The sequence below is a fragment of the Microbacterium sp. AC132 genome (assembly GCF_979258525.1).
Genome location: NZ_OZ409862.1, coordinates 1,920,087 through 1,939,070, shown reverse-complemented (window position 1 = coordinate 1,939,070; position 18,984 = coordinate 1,920,087). Strand labels below are relative to the sequence as shown.

Here is an 18,984-nt window from a genome sequence, read left to right as displayed (position 1 = left end):
TCCGTGACCCGGACCACTCTCGAAGGGGGCTCCGTCGGCACCGCCGGCGGGGCCTCCCCGGCATCCCGCCGGCGCCGCCCCTTCCGTGGCCGCCACGCGCTGACGCTGCTGGCCTTCATGGCCCCGGCGATCGTGTTCGTGTGCTGGTTCACCTACTGGCCGATGCTGCAGGGCGCACGCATGGCCTTCCACGACTGGAACCTGTGGGATCTCACCTCCACCCCGTGGGTGGGTTTCGACAACTTCGTCACCGTCTTCCAAGACCCTGCCTTCCCGATCGTCGCCTGGAACTCCGTCCTGTGGGTCGTCGGCTCGCTCGTGCCTCAGCTCGTGATCGGCTTCCTGATCGCGCTCGCCCTGCGCAAGCGCTTCCGCTTCCGCGGGCTCTACCAGGCGCTCGTGTTCTTCCCGTGGGCCGTCTCGGGCTTCCTGATCGGGATGCTGTTCCGCTGGATGTTCAACGCCGAGTTCGGCGTCGTGAACGACCTGCTCATGAAGGCCGGCCTGATCGACGCCCCGCTGCCCTGGCTGGCGGATCCGAAGCTCGCGATGTTCGCGGTCATCGTCGCCAACATCTGGTACGGCGTGACCTTCTTCGCGATCATGATCCTCGCGGCTCTGCAGTCCGTGCCCGATGAGATGCTCGAGGCCGCGAGCCTCGACGGCGCAGGCAAGGTGCGTCAGCTGTTCTCGATCATCATCCCGTACATCTCGATGACGCTGCTGCTGACGATCCTGCTGCGCATCATCTGGATCTTCAACTTCCCCGACATCATCTACGCGATGACCAACGGCGGGCCGGCGAACCAGACCCACATCATCACGACGTGGATGATCAACTACACGCAGCAGGGCAACTACGGCATCGCGAGCGCCATCGGACTCATCGTCGTCGCGTTCCTGTTCGTGTTCTGCGCGTTCTACCTCATGGCGATGCGGAGGGTCCAGCGATGACCATCACCGGAACCACGGTCACCGAGACCCGGCGTCTCACCGTCCCCGACATCGCGAAGGCACCGCGTCCGAAGCGCAAGGCCTCGGTCGGCGGCGTCGTGCGCGTCGTCGGTCTCGCCCTCTGGCTCGTCATCACGCTCTTCCCGCTGTACTGGATCGCGCTGACGTCGTTCAAGTCGCCGGGAACGATCAACTCCTTCCCGATCGAGTACTGGCCCAGCGAGCCGTCGCTCGACAACTACGTGAGCCTGTTCGAGCAGAGCTCGTTCGGGGTCTTCCTCGGCAACTCGGCTCTCGTGGCGACGATCGCGGGTGCGGTCGCGACGCTCATCGCTCTGCTCAGCGCCTATGTGATCGCGCGCTTCGAGTTCCGCGGCAAGGGGACGGTGCTGGTGGCGTTCCTGCTCACGCAGATGATCCCCGCGTTCATCGCGCTGGGGCCGCTGTACTCGATGATGACCGACCTGGGCCTCGTCGACACCAAGCCCGGCCTGATCCTCGTGTACATCGCGGTCTGCATCCCGTTCTCCACGGTCATGCTGCGCGGTTTCTTCGAGAACGTGCCGGACGCGCTCGAAGAGGCGGCGATGATCGACGGATGCTCGCGCTTCGGCGCGCTGTTCCGGGTGCTCGTGCCGGTGATGACCCCGGGCATCATCGCGGCCTTCATCTTCAACTTCGTCAACTGCTGGAACGAGCTGTTCCTGTCGGTCGTGCTGATGAACACCGACGAGAACCGCACCGTGCCGTCGGCGCTGAACGGGTTCATCTCGACGTTCAACATCGACTGGGGCTCGATGAGCGCCGCAGCCGTGCTGACGATCCTGCCGACCATGGTGATGTTCGCACTCGCGAGCCGCTGGATCGTGCAGGGCCTGACCGCCGGCGCCGTCAAGGAGTAAGCGCATCCGGATATGACGAAGGCCGCCGCCCCTCAGGGACGGCGGCCTTCGTCATGCATCCGTCAGACCAGGCGGGCCTTCGGCGACACCGAGTACGTGGCCTCTGCATCGCGGTTGACCGTGTCGCCCAGTGCGGTGTCGATCGCCGCGAGCGTGTCGGCGTCGAGCGTCACGCCCGAGGCCTTGACCGTCTCGGCGAGCTGCTCGGGGCGCGAGGCTCCGACGAGAGCTGCGGCGACGTTCGGGTTCTGCAGCACCCAGGCGATCGCGAGCTGCGGCATCGACAGGCCGGCCTGCTCGGCGATCGGCTTGAGCTTCTGCACGGCGGTGAGGATGTCGTCCTGCAGGAACCCCTTGATGAAGTCGGAGCCGCTGTGCGGATCCGTCGCGCGGGAGCCCTCCGGAACCGGCTGACCCGGCAGGTACTTGCCCGACAGCACGCCCTGCGCCATCGGCGACCAGACGATCTGCGAGATGCCGAGCTCCTCTGATGCGGGCACGACCTTGCCCTCGATCACACGGTGCAGCATCGAGTACTGCGGCTGGTTCGAGATCAGCTGCACGCCGAGCTGCTTCGCGAGGGCGTGCCCCTCGCGCAGCTGCTCGGCCGTCCACTCCGAGACGCCGATGTAGAGGGCCTTGCCCTGGCGGACGACGTCGGCGAACGCCTGGAACGTCTCCTCGAGCGGAGTCTCGTAGTCGAAACGGTGCGCCTGGTAGAGGTCGACGTAGTCGGTGCCGAGTCGCGTCAGCGAGCCGTTGATCGATTCGAGGATGTGTTTGCGGCTCAGCCCGGTGTCGTTCGGACCCTTGGGGCCGGTCGGGAAGTAGACCTTCGTGAAGATCTCGAGACCCTCGCGGCGCTGACCCTCGAGCGCCTTGCCGAGCACGACCTCTGCCGCGGTGTTCGCGTAGGTGTCTGCGGTGTCGAATGTGGTGATGCCGGCGTCGAGCGCCGCGTGCACCGTCTTGACGGCGGCGTCGTCGCCGACCTGCGAAGCGTGCGTGACCCAGTTGCCGTAGGTGATCTCAGAGACCTTGAGACCGCTGTTGCCGAGATAGCGATAGTTGACCATGCCATAACGCTACCGGCCGTGGCAGGCGCCGGGCCCGGATCTCCGTGACCGGTCTCAGACCGACGGACGCGAGGCCGGCTCCGGACGCGCACGCCCTCTCGCGAGTGTCGCCGCCAGGATCACCCCCACCGTCAGGGCTACCCCCGCGATCACGCTGACGACGAAGAACGGCATCACCCCCGGGAGGAAGATCCCGCCCGCCACCATGAAGGTGTCCGCCATCCCCATGCCGGGTCCGAAGGACGCGACGAAGAGCCCTGGCCCGCCCAACATCAGAACGCTGAGAAGCGTGATGGCCGGAATCGCGGGGTGTGCGCGAGCTCTCACCGCGATCGCGGCGACGACCACGGCGATCAGCGGGCCGATCGCGAGGATGGAGATCGTACTGGCCTCGTTCAGCGACTCTCCTGCACTGTGCATCTCGGCCTTGACCTCTGCGAGAGAGAGTCCTGGCGCCGCGGCAAGCGGTGTGAACACGAGGATCTGCAGTGCGGCCAGGCCGGCGTAGATGACCACGACGGCCACTCCGACCGTGGACACGATGATCGTCTGACGCCGTCTTCTCATGCCGTCACGCTAAAGGCGCTCGCTGAGAGCAGCCCGATACTCCCGCCACGCGACACCGGTGCCACCCAGCGGGCATCCACCCGGCATGACCAGACGGCACCGACTGCAATCGGAACCAACGCTGCAGGCGATCAGACGCGCGGTTCGACCAGCTGCTCCTGCTCGGCGAGCGTCTGCGCCTGGGCGCGCTTCTCGGCGAGCTCGCGCTCCTGCGCCGCGTCACGCGCTTCGGCGGCCTGGGCGGCCTCCTTGCGCTCGGCGCGGGTCTGCGGTTCGCCTGATCCGGCATCCGCCTGGATCCCCTGCGACTGCACGGTGACGATCGCCGCGCGGTCGCGGAACCCCTCGGCGGTCACCTTGTCGAGCGCGACCTGCTTGCGGATCGCGACGGCCTTCTCGTAGAGCGACGGGTCGCCGTAGGAGGTGAGCACCTTCACGAGCACGGGCAGCAGCTCGATCATGAAGAACAGTGCGGCGATGAGGATGTGCGCCCACAGGATCGTCGGCTCCTTCTCGCTGAGCCTGTTCAGACCGCTGATCTGGCTGAGCAGACCGATCGCGCCCGCGTTGCCGGACGCCACCGATTCGGCGCGCGCGTTGTACGCGGCGAGCGCGGTGTCATAGCTGTCGCGCGCGGCGGGCAGCTGAGACTGCGCCTCTTCACGGTTCTGCGACTCCGACGTGCTGGTGTTCTCCTTGGCGGCGGTGCCCGCGGCTGCCAGCTCTTCGTTGGCGGTGCGCAGCTGCGCGGCGAGCGCGTCGTAGGTCTGCTGCGCCTCGGCGAGCTGGGCCTGGGCGGCATCCGAGCTCGCGCCCTCGCCGTTCACGCCGGTGCAGCCGGGAACCGTGCCTGCACCTTCGCCGGTGAGCTCGCACTGGTAGAGGACGCGGGCCTGGTCGATCACGGCCTGCTGCTCGGTCATCTTGGCCGTGAGGTCGTCGACCGTGGCCTGCGCGGCCGATTCGGTCGCCGACGACGAGTCGGTGCCGGCGACGATTCCGGTCGCCGCCTGGTTCTCGAGCTCGGCGACGCGGTCGGATGCGGCGTCGAGCGCCTTCTTCTCGGGGCCGGTCTCGAGTGCATCCTGGTCGGCCTGCGCCTGGGTGATGTTCGTCGAGGCGACCTCGCGCGCGATGTCGTTGTGAAAGATCTGCAGCACGAGCGGCTCGGCGACGACGAAGCCGATGATCGCGGCCATGATCACACGTGGGATCGCGAGGCCGATGAGCTTCCAGACGTTGCGGGTCGACGTCATGGTCGAGGTGAGGAAGCGATCGAGGTTGAAGATGATGAGCGCCCAGACGACCGCCAGCGGCACGGCCAGCCAGATCGCGGCCTGCACGCCCGTGGTCAGTGCGAACAGCATGGAGATCGCCGAGACCAGTGCGGTTCCGGCCAGCACGAAGAACATCTGCACGAAGCGCGGGGTCTCACCGGGGACGCGGTCGAGGATCTCGCCCTCGGCTCCGCCGAGGATGGCGAGCTTGCGCAGACGCGACCCCGGCACGCGCGGTGCGCGCTCGCGCGGCTGACGCCGGGGCTTGGGCTCACGCACGGGACGGGCGGATGCCGCGGCATCCTGCTCCTGCTCCGGCGCATCGGGCACCTCGGGTGCCTGCTGCGGTTCCGGCAGATCGGCGCCCGTGGGCTCGTACGCGCGCAGGAAGTCGAGGTCGTCCGTGTCAGCGTTCGGGTCGCTGTCGAGGATGATCCGACCCTGTGAATCGAACCGTCCTGGGCGGTGAGCGGAATAGGGCATTCCGACAATCTACGAAATGTCGCCTGTGGAAAACGTGCACGAACCCTGTGTTTCCGCCTCCGCGGGCCTCGTCAGGGTCAGCGCGGCAGCATGCGGACGAGCGCATCGGCGCTCGCGGCGAGCGCGTCCTTGAGCGAGAAATGTCCGGCGGCGCACAGCGTTCCGAGTCCGTGCACGAGGCCCCACACTCCGGCGACGCTCTGCGCGTCGAGGCCCGCCGCCACGGACGCCTCCGACAGCAGCTGCTCGAGTTCATCGATCAGGGGGGCCATGGTCTCGCTCGGCTCACCGGGGATGCACACCGTCGGGTCGTAGATCACGTCGAAGCCGTGCGGATGCTCGACCGCGTAGCGGATGTACGCGGCACCGCCTTCGATCACGGCGGATGCGGAGTCCGGCGCCTCCTCGATCCCGCCGCGCACCGCGTCCACCAGGTCGGCCATGCTGCGCTCGGCGAGGACCTTGAGCAGACCGCGCCGGTCGGAGAAGTGGTGGTACGGGGCGTTATGGCTCACGTCGGCGGCGCGGGCGACCTCGCGCAGGCTGATCTCCCCCGCGGGCTTCTCGGCGAGCAGCTGCATCGCCGCCGCCTCGAGGGCGTGGGCGAGGTCACCGTGGTGATAGCCGGATCGGGAACTTGACACAAGCAACATTGTTGCTTATCTTGACAGTGTCCACCACTGCTTGACACTGTCAACATAGGAGCGCACATGCCATCCGCACTGATCATCGACGGCCACCCCGATTCCGGATCCCTCACCGCAGAACTGGCCCGACGCTATGCCGAAGCGCATGGCGACGCCCGTGTCCTCGCTCTGCGCGATCTCGACTTCGATCCGTCGCTGCGCTTCGGCTACCGCCGGCGCATGCAGCTCGAGCCCGACCTGATCGACGCGAAGCGCGCACTGGCCGAAGCGCGGACGGTCGTGGTGTTCACCCCGCTCTGGTGGGGGTCGGTGCCCGCGCTGCTGAAGGGGTTCTTCGATCGGTCGCTGCTGCCGCAGCAGGAGTACCGGTACTCGAAGCTCGGGATGCCCGAAGGCCTGTTGACGGCCGCGAACGGACGCCTGTTCCTACTGGCGGACACCCCGTGGTTCCTCACGCCCTTCACCGGGCTCCCGGCGCAGACGCACGTCGCCCGCGGGACGATGAGGTTCTGCGGCATCCGCTCGGTGCGCACCACGCGGATGCTGGGCGTCAAGGACGCGAGCCCCGCGCGCATCGAGTCGTGGCTGTCGCGCTCCGAGACTCTCGGTCGCCGCGACGGCCTTCGCGATCGCGGCACCGGCCCTCAGGCCATGGCGGCGGAGGCAGCCTCGTCTTCGGTCGTCGCGACGAGCTGACCGCAGGCACCGTCGATCTCCTTGCCGCGAGTGTCGCGGAGGGTCGTCGGGATGCCTGCGTCGTTGAGGCGGCGCACGAACTCGTTCTGCACCGAGGGCTCGGACGACGTCCAGATCGAGCCGGGCGTCGGGTTCAGCGGGATCGGGTTGACGTGCACCCAGCCGCGGCCGCGCTCGTTGAGCTTGTCGGCGAGCAGGTCGGCGCGCCAGGCGTGGTCGTTCATGTCCTTGATCAGCGCGTACTCGATCGAGACACGGCGGCCGGTCTTGGCGTAGTAGTCGTAGGCGGCGTCGAGCGCCTCGTCGACCTTCCAGCGCGAGTTCACCGGGATGAGCTCGTCACGCAGGTGGTCATCCGGTGCGTGCAGCGACAGCGCGAAGGTGACGGGGATGCCCTCGTCGGCGAGCTTCTTGATGGCCGGCACGAGTCCGACCGTCGACACCGTGATGCCGCGCGCGCTCATGCCCAGGCCGTCGGGCTGGGGCGCGACCATCGAGCGCACCGCGTCCATCACGCGCTTGTAGTTGGCGAGCGGCTCACCCATGCCCATGAAGACGATGTTCGACACGCGCTCCATCGAGTGGTCGTCGGCCTTCTTGCCGCCGAGACCGCCCTCGGCGATCAGGCGGTTGGCGCGGACGATCTGCTCGATGATCTCGGCGGTCGACATGTTGCGGGTGAGGCCCGCCTGGCCGGTGGCGCAGAACGGGCAGTTCATGCCGCACCCGGCCTGCGACGAGACGCACAGGGTGATGCGGCCCGGGTAGCGCATGAGCACCGACTCGACCAGCGCGCCGTCGTGCAGACGCCAGAGGAACTTGATCGTGTCGCCGCGGTCGGTCTCCAGGCGGCGCACCTCGGTGAGCAGCGGCGGCAGCATGCCGGCGACGAGCTGCTCCCGGGTGTCGGCCGGAAGATCCGTCATCTCCGCAGCATCCGACGTGTAGTGCCGGAAATAGTGGGTCGAGAGCTGCTTCGCGCGGAAGCCGGGCAGGCCGAGCTCCTTGACCTTCTCGACGCGCTCGGCGGGCGTGAGGTCGGCGAGATGCACCGGCGGCTTGCCGCGCTTCGGGCTCGCGAACTGCAGCAGCGGCCGCCCCTCGGCATCCTTCTGCTGCGTCCATCCCTCGGTCGCAGGACGCACCTGCGGGGTGCCGGTCGAGCGGACTGCCCCCGAACGGGACGACGCGGGTGCCGTGGCGGGGCGCGTCTCGCGCGTGCGGGGAGTCTCGGTCATACCTCCAGGGTACGCGGTGCCGGGTGGGAAGCGCCTGGGGCGCCGGCCCCGGCGTCCCTAGACTGACCCCATGGACATCATCATCGCTGTCGGCGCGGTCATCGCAGCTGTCGTCGTGGGCGTGGTGATCATCGGCGCCGCCCTGCGCTCGATGCGCCCGAAGGCACCGGAGCCGCACGTGTTCACCCCGTCGCCGACGATGGCCCGATCCGTGGCATCCGCTTCGACGTCGACCGCCTCGGCATCGCAGCTGACGCCCGCGGCGATCGCCGAGATCGATCGTCTCGTCGCCGCCGGGCAGAAGATCCACGCGATCAAGCTCTACCGGCAGCACACGGGCGTGCGCCTGCAGGAGGCCAAGGACCGGATCGACCACTGGTCCGTCAGCACCACGGCACCGCACCTCGCGGCCGTCTCGAACGCCTCGGCCGCCCACTCGTCGATCACGGCGACGCCGTCGTCGGTGCGGGGTGCGCTGCCGGCATCCGTCGCCTCCGAGGTCGACCGGCTCATCGCCGCCGAGCAGAAGATCCAGGCGATCAAGCTGGTCAGGGAGCACACGGGGCTCGGCCTCAAGCAGGCGAAGGACGTCGTCGAGGCCTGGCCACACCCGCGCCACTTGTAGTTACAGGCTGCGGTCGGGGAGAATGGAGCCGATCCCCCATCGAAGGAGTCTTCGCCATGCCCGACCGCCTCTCCCGCGCCCGTTCCACCGGCGTCCTCGCCGTCTTGCGCGCACCCTCGCCCGAGCTCGCACTCGAGGCGTCCGAGGCGATCATCCGCGGTGGCGTGACCGGCATCGAGGTCACTTTCTCGACCCCCGATGCCCCCGCGGTGATCCGCGAACTCATCGCGCGCCACGGCGACGCGGCCTACATCGGCGCGGGCACAGTGACGACTGCCGAGCAGGCCGCCCTCGCCGCCGATGCCGGTGCGGAGTTCCTCGTCAGCCCCGGAACCCTGCCCGCTCTGACCCGAGCGATGCTCGAGACCGGCCGCGTCGTCATGACAGGTGCCATGACCCCGACCGAGGTCATGGGCGCGCTCGAGCTCGGCGTCGACGTGGTCAAGATCTTCCCCGCGTCCCTCGGCGGGCCCTCGTACCTCGGCGCGCTGCGCGGACCGTTCCCGGATGCTCCGCTGATGCCGACCGGAGGCGTCAGCCCCGACAACCTCGCCGACTGGTTCCGCGCCGGAGCCGTGGCGGTCGGAGCGGGCGGCGACCTCGCGAACGGCGCCTCGCTCGCTGCATCCGACTGGGCCGACATCGAACAGCGCTCGGCCCGCTTCGCCGCGGCGCTCGCTGCGACCCGCAGCTGAGTCGGCCGATGACCCGGTGATCGAACTCGCACCCCTCGCCTGGGCGGCGCTCGGCCTCGCCGCCGTCACGATCGGCATCTCGAAGACCGCGCTCCCCGGCGGCAGCATCCTGGCCATCGCACTGTTCGCGACCGTGCTCCCCGCGCGCACGTCGACCGCCGCGATGCTCCTGCTGCTCATCGTCGGCGACGTGTTCGCGTTGATCACCTATCGCCGCCACGCGCACTGGCCGACGCTGCTGCGCCTCGCGCCCGCCGTGCTCGCGGGACTGCTGGCCGGCTTCGCGTTCCTCGCGCTCGCGGGCGACGGCATCGTGCGTCGGGCGATCGGCGTGATCCTGCTGGCGATGATCGCAGTCACCCTGTGGCGGCGATGGCGGCAGGACCGGGCGGATGCCGCGTCGCCCGCACCGGGAGGCATCGTGCTCTCGGGCGTCTACGGCACTCTCGGTGGCTTCACGACCATGGTCGCCAATGCGGGCGGACCCGTGATGTCGATGTACTTCCTCGCCACCCGCACGCCCGTGCAGGTGTTCCTCGGCACCTCGGCCTGGTTCTTCACGATCATCAACCTCGTGAAGATCCCGTTCCTCGCGGGCCTCGGCCTCTTCGAGGGCCACGTGCTGCTCATGGATGCCGTGCTCGCGCCGCTCGTGGTGCTCGGCGCTCTGGGCGGCATCCGCCTCGCGAAGCGCATGAACCAGGTGCTGTTCGACCGCATCGTGATCGTGCTGACGATCGCCGGCGCCGTCTACCTGCTGTTCTGACCGTCTGCTCCCCGCGGCAGGACCGCCTCAGTCGAGGAAGATGTCGGGGAACAGCCGGTCGTCGGGAGTGCCGGGGACGGCGGCGTAATGCGAGAAGTCGGTCACGCCGTCGGCCTCGAGCACGTCCTCGACGATCAGCGTCTGACCGGTGTACTCGGCCGCGGGCTTGAGCAGCACCGCATAGGCGGCGTCGGCGTAGATGTCGGGCGTGCGGCTCGCCGCCATGACCTTATCGCCGCCGAGCAGGTTCTGCACCGCGGCGGTGGCGATGGTGGTGCGCGGCCACAGGGTGTTGGCGGCGATGCCGTCGCGGGCGAACTCCGCGGCAAGGCCGAGCGTGACCATCGTCATGCCGAACTTCGCGAGCGTGTATCCGGTGTGCGCACCGAGCCACTTCGGCGTGGGGTTCAGGGGCGGCGACAGCGACAGGATGTGGGGGTTCTCGGCGTCCTTGAGGATCGGCACCGCCGCGCGCGAGAGCATGAACGTGCCCCGGACGTTCACGTCCTGCATCAGGTCATACTTCTTCGCGCCGAGGTCGAGCGAGCGCGAGAGGTCGATGACGCTGGCGTTGTTGATGACGATGTCGATGCCGCCGAACTCGCCCTGCGTCTTGAGCACGGCCTCGGTGATGTCGTCGTCGTCGCGCACGTCCCCGACGATCGGCAGCGCCTGACCGCCCGCCGCCCTGATCTGGTCGGCGGCCGTGTGCACCGTTCCCTCGAGCTTCGGATGCGGGGTGTCGGTCTTCGCCAGCATCGCGATGTTCGCGCCGTCAGCCGCGGCACGCAGCGCGATCGCGAGTCCGATGCCGCGGCTGCCGCCGGACATCAGGATGGTCTTGCCTGCCAGTGACATGGATTCTCCTTGGAGCGTCGGGGCTTCGGGACTTCGGGGTTCGGGCTTACTTCGGTGCCATGCGGATCGCGCCGTCGAGGCGGATCGTCTCGCCGTTGAGGTAGCCGTTCTCGACGATCTGCTGCACGAGAGAGGCGTACTCGTCGGGGCGTCCGAGACGCGAGGGGAACGGCACCTGCTGGCCCAGCGAGTCCTGCGCCGCCTGCGGCAGGCCCATCAGCATCGGGGTCTCCATGATGCCGGGAGCGATCGTGCAGACGCGGATGCCGTAGCGAGCGAGCTCGCGAGCGACGGGAAGCGTCATGGCGTGCACGCCGCCCTTCGAGGCCGAGTATGCCGGCTGGCCGATCTGCCCGTCGAAAGCGGCCACGCTCGCGGTGTTCACGATGACGCCACGGTCGCCGGTGTCGGTCGCGTCGTTCTTCGCGATCACGGCGGAGGCCTGCGACAGGACATTGAAGGTGCCGACGAGGTTGATGCGGACGATGCGCTCGAAGTCGGCGAGCACGGCCGGGTTGCCCTCGCGGTCGAGCACCTTCGCCGGCGGGGCGATGCCCGCGCAGTTGACGACGATCCGCAGCGGAGCGGCGGCCTGCGCTGCGGCCACGGCGGCAGCGGCATCCTCAGCGCTCGTGACGTCTCCGCCCGAGAACACCCCGCCGAGGTCGGACGCGATCTCGGCACCGGCCGACGAGGGCAGGTCGAGGATGGTGACGACGGCGCCGGCGGCGGCGAGCGTCCGCGCGGTGGCGAGGCCCAGACCGGACGCACCGCCGGTGATGAGAGCACTCGAGCCCTGGATCTGCATGCGGTTCTCCTTCGAAACGTGTGCGACTCAGTGTCAGTTTAGCTGATTCCGAGTTTCAGGTGACACATCGCGAAAGCCCGCGACGGTGTCGACCCCGAGCCTACGCCGCGCACGTCGAAGGGGCGGGCCCATGACGGCGCCGCCCCTTCGGAGTGACTCGCGAGATCAGACCTGGATCTGCGCGGCGATGCCCTTCAGCTTGTGGCGTGCGAGCGCGAGGTTCGCCGACGCACTGTTGAGCACGAGGTAGATGAAGAGCCCGCTCGCACCGGTCGTGTTGAGCACGTTGATCAGGTGATACTGCGAGCTCAGGGTGATGAGGATGTCGTCGATCTCATCCGTGATGCCGAGGTCGCGCATCGTCGCCAGCTTGGCGCGCACGACGTTCGAGTTGCCCGCGGCGGCGATCCCCAGGTCGAATGAGGGGTTGCCGCCCTGGGCGAGTGCCATTCCGCTGCCGTAGTCGACGATCGCGGCGCCGGTGGCGCCCTCGATGGCCAGCAGCTGCTGCAGGGCGTCGTCAAGTGAACTCATGTTGTACTGCTCCTCTGTGGTGGTGCGTGTGCTCTCGACGCCGGCGTCAGGCGCCTGTGCGGATGCCGGGGCGTCGCCGCTCCAGATCCACTCGACGAACTGGTCGAGATCCCGTTCGCCGGATTCCTGCGACGAGATCGCCGGAGCCTTCGGCAGCCCGACCGCGGTAGCGTGAGCGGCATCGGAATCGGCACCGGGTGCGACCTCGGAAGCCGCGGATGCGGACGAGGAGGCACCGGCATCGCTGCCCTGCCGCCGCCACCACTGTGACCGGGACGAAACGCGCACGAAGACCTCTGATGTGTCGAGTGGGATGGATGATGCGGCCGCCGACGGCGACCGCGACTGAGACTAACCGCGTCCTGCCGCCTGGAGCCGGAAAAATACACGCATACCGATATACGTTCGAACATGAGATGAGCGCCCCATGAGCATCCCCTCCACGACGACGGAGATCCCGCCGATCGTGCGGTCACTGGCCGCGGGCGCCACGCTCACGCCGGTATGGCTGAACGGCATCGGCGGGCTCACCTTTCGCACCGACGACGGGCGCTACATCAAGTGGGGCCCGCATGACGCCGAGGCGAACATGCGGGACGAAGCGGAGCGGATGCGGTGGGCGCGGCGTTGGATCGCGGTTCCCGAGGTGATCGATCAGGGTGAGGACGCCACGCACGAGTGGCTCGTCACGGCTGCGCTCCCGGGCCGCAGCGCTGTGGACCCCCGATGGATCGACGACCCCGAGACCGCCGTACGCGCGGTCGGAACCGCGCGGCGCGCGATGCACGACTCGCTGCCCGTCGAGCAGTGCCCCTGGACCTGGAGCCCCGCCTGGAGGATCGCGAACGCGGTCGAGCGCGGCGTCACGGTGCCGGCCGACCTGCACGAGCCGCCATCGGTCGAGAAGCTGGTGGTCTGCCACGGCGACGCGTGCATGCCGAACACGCTGCTCGACGACGACGGCCGCCCGATCGCGCACGTCGACCTCGCCGCGCTCGGCGCAGCCGACCGCTGGTCGGACATCGCCGTCGCCTCGATGAGCACGACGTGGAACTTCGGTGCGGGGTGGGAGGACACGCTCATCGAGGCGTATGGCGTCGCGCCCGACCGGGATCGGCTCGAGTACTACCGCCGACTCTGGAACGAGACCTGAGACTCGACTCAGTCGGTCGGCGAGGCGTCCTCGTGCACGGCCACTCGGATCTCCGAGATCCGGCGACGATCGACGGCCGTCACGCGGATCGTCGCACCGGGCACCTCGACCGAATCACCGACCACCGCGAGGCGGCCGAGCATCTCGGTGACGAAGCCCGCGACCGTGTCCGATGCGCCACGGGGCAGCGCGATCCCGGTGATCTCGGCGAAGTCCTGCAGATTGAGGCGGCCGTCGAGTGCGCCGCCGGCGTCCGGCATCCGGTCCTCCGTGTCGTACTCGTCGAAGATCTCGCCCACGACCTCTTCGACGAGGTCCTCGAGCGTCACGATGCCGTCAGTGCCGCCGTACTCGTCGACCACGACGGCGATCTGGTGACCGGCCGCCCGCATGCGGGTCAGGGTGGGCAGCACGCCCGCGGTCGAGGGCACGTACTCGACGGGACGCATGAGTCCGAGCACCGCGCGCGTCGCGTCGTCGGCGGCGGCCTCGAAGAGGTCGCGCACATGCACGAAGCCCACGATGTCGTCGAGCGAGGCGTCGATCACCGGGTACCGCGAGAACGGCAGCTCGCGCACGTCCGCGATGGCCTCGGCGAGCGTCGCGGCGCCGTCGAGCGCGACGACCTCGGGACGGGGCCGCATGACCTCGCTCACCTGACGTCCGCGAAGCGACAGCACGTCGTCGAGGATGCGTCGCTCGTCGTCGGGGAGGCTCTGATGCGTCGCGACGATGTCGCGCAGCTCCTCCTCGCTGAGCTCGTCCGCCGCCTTGTGCGGGTCGCCGCCCAGCAGACGCACGACCGCATTCGTCGACACCGACAGCAGCCAGATGACCGGCCTCATGACCACGGCGAAGCCGTCGAGCACCGGCGCGACGGCATACGCGAACTGGGCGTTGCGCTGGATGGCGAGCCGCTTGGGCACGAGCTCGCCGAGCACGAGCGACAGGTAGGCGATCACGAGCGTCAGCAGCACGGTCGAGAGGGTGAGAGCCAGCGGAGCGGCGACCCCGAGGTTCTCGAGCAGAGGCGCGACCGACGGGGCGATCGAGGTCGCACCGTAGGCGGCCGAGGCGAAGCCGGCGACCGTCACGCCGATCTGCACCGCCGAGAGGAAGGTGTTCGGGTTGCGAGCCAGGCTCGCGACCTTCTCGCCTCGTCTGCCACGAGCAGCGATCGCATTGATCTGACTCTCACGCAACGTGACGAGGGCCATCTCCGTCGCGGCGAACACGCCGCCGACGAGGACGAACACGAACACCAGAGCGATGTTCACCGCGAGGTCGCCCATCAGCGGGCCACCTCACGAGGTGCGGGGGTGCCCGAGGTCATTCGGGCGCCGGGTCTGTCGGGGTCTGCGGACGCGTCGGAGCGGCGCGACTGGTTCACGAGTGTTCCTTCTGGGTGTCGGTGGTGAGCGGTGCAGAGCTGGACGGATCAGGAGTGTCGAGCGCGTCGCGCTTGTCGTCGCGTCGCGTCTTCATGAGGCTCGCGACGGTGGCGACGGCGATCGTCGCGCCGATGAAGACGAGCGAGAACCAGATCGGGATCTCAGGCGCCCACAGCATCGGCTCTCCTCCGTTGATGAACGGAAGCTCGTTGACGTGCATCGCGTGCAGCACGAGCTTGACGCCGATGAACGCGAGGATGACCGCGAGGCCCTGCGCGAGGTACACGAGGCGCTGCAGCAGGCCGCCGATGAGGAAGTACAGCTGGCGCAGGCCCATGAGGGCGAAGGCGTTGGCCGTGAAGACGATGTAGGCCTCTTCGGTCAGACCGTAGATGGCGGGGATCGAGTCGACCGCGAAGATCAGGTCGACGAAGCCGATCGCGATGATCACGAGGAACATCGGCGTGAAGAATCGCTTGCCGTCGCGCTGCACGGTCAGGCGGTCGCCGTTGTACTCGTCGCTCACCGGCAGGATACGGCGCACGAAGCGCATGAATCGGCCGTTGGCCGGGTTGTGGTCGCCCTGTGCGAACGCCTGGCGGTAGGCCAGGAACAGCAGCAGCGCACCGAAGAGGTAGAAGATCCAGGAGAAGTTCTCGATCAGCGTGGCGCCGAGCGCGATGAATCCACCGCGCATGATGAGCGCGATGACGATGCCAATCATCAGCACCTTCTGCTGATAGATGCGCGGCACGGCGAAGCCGGTCATCACGATGAGGAACACGAAGAGGTTGTCGATCGACAGCGCCTTCTCGGTCAGGTACCCGGCGAAGTACTCACCGCCGTACGTCCAGCCCGACACGGTGCCTATGCCGACGCCGAACAGCAGGGCCAGACCGATGTAGAACGCCGACCAGCGGGCGGACTCGCCGATGGTGGGCTCATGGGGCTTTCGCACGTGCGCGAAGAACTCGTACACGAAGAAGGCGATCGTGACGGCGATCGTGATGATCCACACGAGGGGGGTGATGTTCAAGGAGGTCTCCAGAAGACGAGGCGTGACGAGGTCGACGCCAAGGTCTTCTCCATCCTCGAGAACGAGGACCGGGGACCCGGGATGCAGGGACATCCGTAATGACGAGCCGCCCGTGGTGGAGTACTCCCCTTGGGTTCACTCGATGCTAGCGAATACATCGGCATTCCAGCTATGAGAAAGCTGAGTGGATGCTGCCAGGTCCGGTGGTTCGGGCGGGCGTCCGGTCGTGGGCTCGTCAGCCGGTCGGGCCGAGGATGAAGTTCCACGCACCCGTGAGCACCGCCGCCGCGATCGCCACCGCCGGGATCACCGCCGCGACGACGACCAGCGCCGTGTCGCGTCGGTCCCACCTCGACTCCCGCGCCCACGAACGCGGTGCCGAGCCGCCGAAGCCGCGAGCCTCCATCGCCGTCGCCAGCGACGATCCACGACGGATCGCCAGCACGAACAGCGCGAACGCCATGCCGAGCGCACGACGGACCCGCCCCTCGTCGGCCACCCCGCGCGCACGCCGCGCGAGAGAGAGCGCCCGCCAGTCGTCGACGAGCAGGCCCAGCATCCGCATCCCCGCGAGCGCGCCGACGACGAATCGCGCAGGCAGCCTCACCCGCTGCGCCAGGTCGTCGGCGAGGTCGGTGGGGTCGACCGTGATGAAGAGCACCACCGCGGGGAGTCCGATCGCGAGCACGCGCACGGCGGTCGCCGCAGCGAGCGCGAGCGACCCGTCGCTGATGCGCACGACGAGCCACTCGACATGCACGGTGCCGCTGGTCGCGCCGTAGAGAGCGATCGTGACCGCACTGAGCGGCGCCGCGATCCACAGCACCGCGGTGCGGGTCCAGAACTCCTTCGCGCGCAGGCCTGCGAGCACGAGCAGAGGGATCTCGAGCAGCAGGGCGACGGATGCCGACACCACGTCGATCGTCAGCACGAGGGGGAGGGCGATGAGAAGCGCCGCGATGAGTTTCGCGAGGGCCGAGCGCGGGGCGATCGGACCGGATCGTTCGACGCGGGCGGTCAGCGGATCGATCATCGTCCCACCTCGATGCGCCGAGCGTGCAGAGCCTCGAGCACGGCCTCGTCATGACTGATCGCCACGATCGCCGTGCCCTCGTCGCGCAGACGTGCGATCAGGCCGACGAGTTCGGCCCAGGTCGTCGCATCCTGCCCGAAGGTGGGCTCGTCGAGCACCAGCATCCGGGGCCGCGTGGCGAGGGCGGCGGCGACCGTGAGCCGCCGCTTCTCTCCGCCCGACAGGGTGTAGGGATTGGCTGCGGCGAGCGAGGTGAGCCGCAGTCTTTCGAGCAGGTCGTCGACTCGGGAGGCGATCTCGGCGTCCGGCAGCTTCAGCGCCCGCGGCCCGACCGACAGCTCGTCGCGCACGGTCTTGGCGAGCAGCTGGTGCTCGGGCGTCTGCATGACCGACGCGATGCGCGTGAGCAGGGCGCGCGACGACCAGTGGATGGGATCCGGCTTCTCTCCGGCGGCGAGGGGCGGCAGAGCGGCGACCCGACCTTCTTCGGCCGGGATCAATCCCGCGAGCGTGAGCCCGAGCGTCGATTTGCCTGCGCCGTTCGCGCCGGTGACCCCGAGCACCTCTCCGGCGCGCACATCGACGTCGAACGGACCGGCGACGGCGAGCCCGCGCCTGCGAGACACGGCGAGACCACGGGCCTCCAGCAGCGTCGCTCCCGGCCGCTGCGCCGGTGCGGGCGGGACGGCGGGCGGGTGCCCGGGAACCCAGACACCGGATGCCGCGAGCTCCGCGCCCCGAGCGCCGAGGACCGCGTCCGGGCTGCCGTCGGCGAGCACGACCGTTCCATCCGGCTCGGCGCCGAGCACGATCACCCGGGTCACGAGCGGCAGCCAGATGTCGATGCGATGCTCGATGACCACGAGGGTCGCACTCGTTGCATCGAGGGCGGCGGCCACGGCATCCCGTACGTCCCGCACCCCCTCGGGGTCGAGGTTCGCCGTCGGTTCGTCGAGCAGGATGGCACCCGGTCGCATCGCGAGCACGCCGGCGAGGGCGAGGCGCTGCTTCTGACCGCCCGACAGCGCGGCCGTGGATCGATCGAGGGCGACGTCGAGCTCTACGGCGTCCAGCGCCGCGCGCACCCGCTGCCAGATCTCGTCTCGGGGGACGCCGAGGTTCTCGCAGCCGAAGGCGACGTCGTCGCCGACCCTCGCGAGGATCGTCTGCGTATCGGGATCCTGCAGGACCATCCCGACCCGACCCCGGGCGTCGGTGGGCGGCACGCCGTCGACGAGCAGCGCACCGTGCGTCTCGCCCTCATCCGCACCGCCGAGCACCCCGCCGAACCCCTGGAGCATCGTCGACTTGCCCGAGCCGGAGGCGCCGAGCAGCAGCACCCGCTCCCCCGGCTCGATGCGCAGGTCGACGTCGCGCACCGCCCAGCGCCGTCGCGTCGCGTACCGCCACCCCCAGCCACGGGCTTCGAGGGTGGCGGGCGTCGTGAGCGAGCTCACACCCGTGCGGTGACCTCGCGGCCGGCGGCGAACCGGCTGAGGGCGCCCGTGGCGGCGAGTCCTCGGGCGATCAGCCACGCCCCGAGCCCGGCGATGACCGCGCCCGAGATGGTCGTCGAGACGATGTAGACGCTCGTGAAGAGCGTGTCGGCGCCGGCGTACCAGAGGATGCGGTCGTTGATGCCGCAGGCGAGACCCGCACCGGCACCAGCCAGCATCGCGACAGGCAGCCGCCAGACGCCGTACAGGAAGATCAGGAACACCAGCTCTGCGCCGAGACCCTGTACGAGGCCCGAGACGATCGTGAGCGGGCCCCACGCGTTGCCGACGAGTGCTGAGATGATCGCGGCGACCAGCTCGGTGTACAGAGCGGCACCGGGCTTGCGTATGATCAGACCGCCGAGCACTCCGGCGATCAGCCAGGGGCCGGCGAGCAGGCCCTGCACACCGGGGAGCAGCGGCGTCAGGATGCTGCTCGGCACCTCGTAGCCGACGTTCCAGAGCAGGAAGATCATCGCGCATGCGACGGCGATGACACTCGCCACGACGATGTCGACGACCCGCCAGCGCCAGAGCTGCGGGCGACCGAGGCCCGTCGATGACTGCGTGGCCGATGCCGATCCCGTGGTGGATCCGGACGTGGATGTACTCATCTGTGACTCCTCCCTGCGCTGGCATGACCCAGATCAGGTTCGACGGTCGAAGCGCGATTCGCTCCCTCTCAGCCCGGCTCGCCGGACTCCCGTGGTTGTACCCACGATCTTACCCAGAGGCGACACCCCGCGTCC

At 68.9% G+C, this 18,984-nt stretch carries 20 protein-coding genes and 1 riboswitch; of the genes, 7 read left to right on the top strand and 13 right to left on the bottom strand.

Annotation, left to right across the window (positions count from 1 at the left end; translation table 11 throughout):
- The first annotated feature begins 3 nt into the window (after positions 1–3).
- Both ACZZZQ_RS09235 and ACZZZQ_RS09230 read left to right on the top strand, forming a co-directional pair.
- Positions 4–954: a carbohydrate ABC transporter permease gene (locus ACZZZQ_RS09235; protein ID WP_053097971.1), complete on the top strand. Its 951-nt coding sequence runs from the start codon at positions 4–6 to the stop codon at positions 952–954.
- A complete protein-coding gene (locus ACZZZQ_RS09230; protein WP_222839501.1) occupies positions 951–1,856 on the top strand; it encodes a carbohydrate ABC transporter permease in 906 nt (301 codons plus the stop codon). The genes ACZZZQ_RS09235 and ACZZZQ_RS09230 overlap by 4 nt, the downstream gene beginning before the upstream one ends.
- A 62-nt stretch (positions 1,857–1,918) precedes the next feature.
- Here the strand turns inward: ACZZZQ_RS09230 and ACZZZQ_RS09225 are convergent, their stop codons facing one another.
- The 4 genes from ACZZZQ_RS09225 to ACZZZQ_RS09210 form a co-directional block, all read right to left on the bottom strand.
- The gene (locus ACZZZQ_RS09225; RefSeq protein WP_053097972.1) at positions 1,919–2,932 is read right to left on the bottom strand and encodes an aldo/keto reductase family protein; all 1,014 of its coding nucleotides are present in this window, start codon (positions 2,930–2,932) and stop codon (positions 1,919–1,921) included.
- 54 nt (positions 2,933–2,986) lie between these two features.
- A complete protein-coding gene (locus tag ACZZZQ_RS09220; RefSeq protein WP_295105388.1) occupies positions 2,987–3,499 on the bottom strand; it encodes a hypothetical protein in 513 nt (170 codons plus the stop codon).
- A gap of 131 nt (positions 3,500–3,630) precedes the next feature.
- Positions 3,631–5,259 carry a DUF4407 domain-containing protein gene (locus tag ACZZZQ_RS09215; protein WP_463507395.1) on the bottom strand — a complete coding sequence of 543 codons (1,629 nt, stop codon included), beginning with the start codon at positions 5,257–5,259 and terminating at the stop codon, positions 3,631–3,633.
- 77 nt (positions 5,260–5,336) lie between these two features.
- Positions 5,337–5,903 carry a TetR/AcrR family transcriptional regulator gene (locus ACZZZQ_RS09210; protein ID WP_463507394.1) on the bottom strand — a complete coding sequence of 189 codons (567 nt, stop codon included), beginning with the start codon at positions 5,901–5,903 and terminating at the stop codon, positions 5,337–5,339.
- 66 nt (positions 5,904–5,969) lie between these two features.
- On the opposite strand from ACZZZQ_RS09210, the gene ACZZZQ_RS09205 reads away from it, so the two are divergent.
- Positions 5,970–6,602 (top strand): NAD(P)H-dependent oxidoreductase, encoded by a 633-nt coding sequence (locus ACZZZQ_RS09205; RefSeq protein WP_463507393.1) that lies wholly within the window; start codon positions 5,970–5,972, stop codon positions 6,600–6,602.
- Here the strand turns inward: ACZZZQ_RS09205 and rlmN are convergent.
- Positions 6,551–7,840, bottom strand: coding sequence for a dual-specificity RNA methyltransferase RlmN (rlmN, locus tag ACZZZQ_RS09200; protein WP_171821948.1), 1,290 nt, complete (start codon positions 7,838–7,840; stop codon positions 6,551–6,553). The genes ACZZZQ_RS09205 and rlmN overlap by 52 nt on opposite strands.
- 70 nt (positions 7,841–7,910) lie before the next feature.
- Between rlmN and ACZZZQ_RS09195 the strand changes: the two genes are divergently transcribed.
- From ACZZZQ_RS09195 to ACZZZQ_RS09185, 3 genes are read left to right on the top strand one after another with little or no spacing between them, the layout of a single operon-like run.
- Positions 7,911–8,465, top strand: coding sequence for a ribosomal protein L7/L12 (locus ACZZZQ_RS09195; RefSeq protein WP_053097977.1), 555 nt, complete (start codon positions 7,911–7,913; stop codon positions 8,463–8,465).
- Between the two features lie 56 nt (positions 8,466–8,521).
- A complete protein-coding gene (locus ACZZZQ_RS09190; RefSeq protein ID WP_053097978.1) occupies positions 8,522–9,160 on the top strand; it encodes a bifunctional 4-hydroxy-2-oxoglutarate aldolase/2-dehydro-3-deoxy-phosphogluconate aldolase in 639 nt (212 codons plus the stop codon).
- 16 nt (positions 9,161–9,176) lie between these two features.
- Positions 9,177–9,926, top strand: a complete 750-nt coding sequence (locus ACZZZQ_RS09185) for a sulfite exporter TauE/SafE family protein (protein WP_463507391.1) — start codon at positions 9,177–9,179, stop codon at positions 9,924–9,926.
- 27 nt (positions 9,927–9,953) lie between these two features.
- Here the strand turns inward: ACZZZQ_RS09185 and ACZZZQ_RS09180 are convergent, their stop codons facing one another.
- The 3 genes from ACZZZQ_RS09180 to ACZZZQ_RS09170 all read right to left on the bottom strand — a co-directional run bounded on the left by ACZZZQ_RS09180 (position 9,954) and on the right by ACZZZQ_RS09170 (position 12,414).
- Positions 9,954–10,784 carry an SDR family oxidoreductase gene (locus tag ACZZZQ_RS09180; RefSeq protein ID WP_053097980.1) on the bottom strand — a complete coding sequence of 277 codons (831 nt, stop codon included), beginning with the start codon at positions 10,782–10,784 and terminating at the stop codon, positions 9,954–9,956.
- A gap of 46 nt (positions 10,785–10,830) precedes the next feature.
- Entirely contained in the window at positions 10,831–11,592 is a 762-nt protein-coding gene (locus ACZZZQ_RS09175; RefSeq protein ID WP_056280483.1) for an SDR family NAD(P)-dependent oxidoreductase, read from the bottom strand.
- Positions 11,593–11,757: 165 nt separating this feature from the next.
- A complete protein-coding gene (locus tag ACZZZQ_RS09170) occupies positions 11,758–12,414 on the bottom strand; it encodes a hypothetical protein (protein WP_463507390.1) in 657 nt (218 codons plus the stop codon).
- 139 nt (positions 12,415–12,553) lie between these two features.
- Between ACZZZQ_RS09170 and ACZZZQ_RS09165 the strand changes: the two genes are divergently transcribed.
- On the top strand, positions 12,554–13,279 hold the full coding sequence (locus ACZZZQ_RS09165; protein ID WP_463507389.1) for a phosphotransferase: 726 nt from the start codon (positions 12,554–12,556) through the stop codon (positions 13,277–13,279).
- An 8-nt stretch (positions 13,280–13,287) separates the two neighbouring features.
- On the opposite strand, the gene ACZZZQ_RS09160 is transcribed toward ACZZZQ_RS09165, so the two are convergent.
- The 5 genes from ACZZZQ_RS09160 to ACZZZQ_RS09140 form a co-directional block, all read right to left on the bottom strand.
- Positions 13,288–14,571, bottom strand: a complete 1,284-nt coding sequence (locus tag ACZZZQ_RS09160; protein WP_056280479.1) for a hemolysin family protein — start codon at positions 14,569–14,571, stop codon at positions 13,288–13,290.
- Positions 14,572–14,665: 94 nt separating this feature from the next.
- The gene (locus ACZZZQ_RS09155) at positions 14,666–15,706 is read right to left on the bottom strand and encodes a TerC family protein (RefSeq protein ID WP_053099269.1); all 1,041 of its coding nucleotides are present in this window, start codon (positions 15,704–15,706) and stop codon (positions 14,666–14,668) included.
- 235 nt (positions 15,707–15,941) lie between these two features.
- A complete protein-coding gene (locus tag ACZZZQ_RS09150) occupies positions 15,942–16,739 on the bottom strand; it encodes an energy-coupling factor transporter transmembrane component T family protein (protein ID WP_463507388.1) in 798 nt (265 codons plus the stop codon).
- Complete coding sequence (locus ACZZZQ_RS09145; RefSeq protein WP_463507387.1) at positions 16,736–18,196, bottom strand: ABC transporter ATP-binding protein; 1,461 nt, start codon at positions 18,194–18,196, stop codon at positions 16,736–16,738. Before ACZZZQ_RS09145 ends, ACZZZQ_RS09150 begins: the two co-directional genes overlap by 4 nt.
- Positions 18,193–18,849: an ECF transporter S component gene (locus ACZZZQ_RS09140; protein WP_053097984.1), complete on the bottom strand. Its 657-nt coding sequence runs from the start codon at positions 18,847–18,849 to the stop codon at positions 18,193–18,195. Before ACZZZQ_RS09140 ends, ACZZZQ_RS09145 begins: the two co-directional genes overlap by 4 nt.
- Positions 18,843–18,952: riboswitch (TPP riboswitch) on the bottom strand. (Overlaps the previous gene by 7 nt.)
- Positions 18,953–18,984 lie beyond the last annotated feature (32 nt).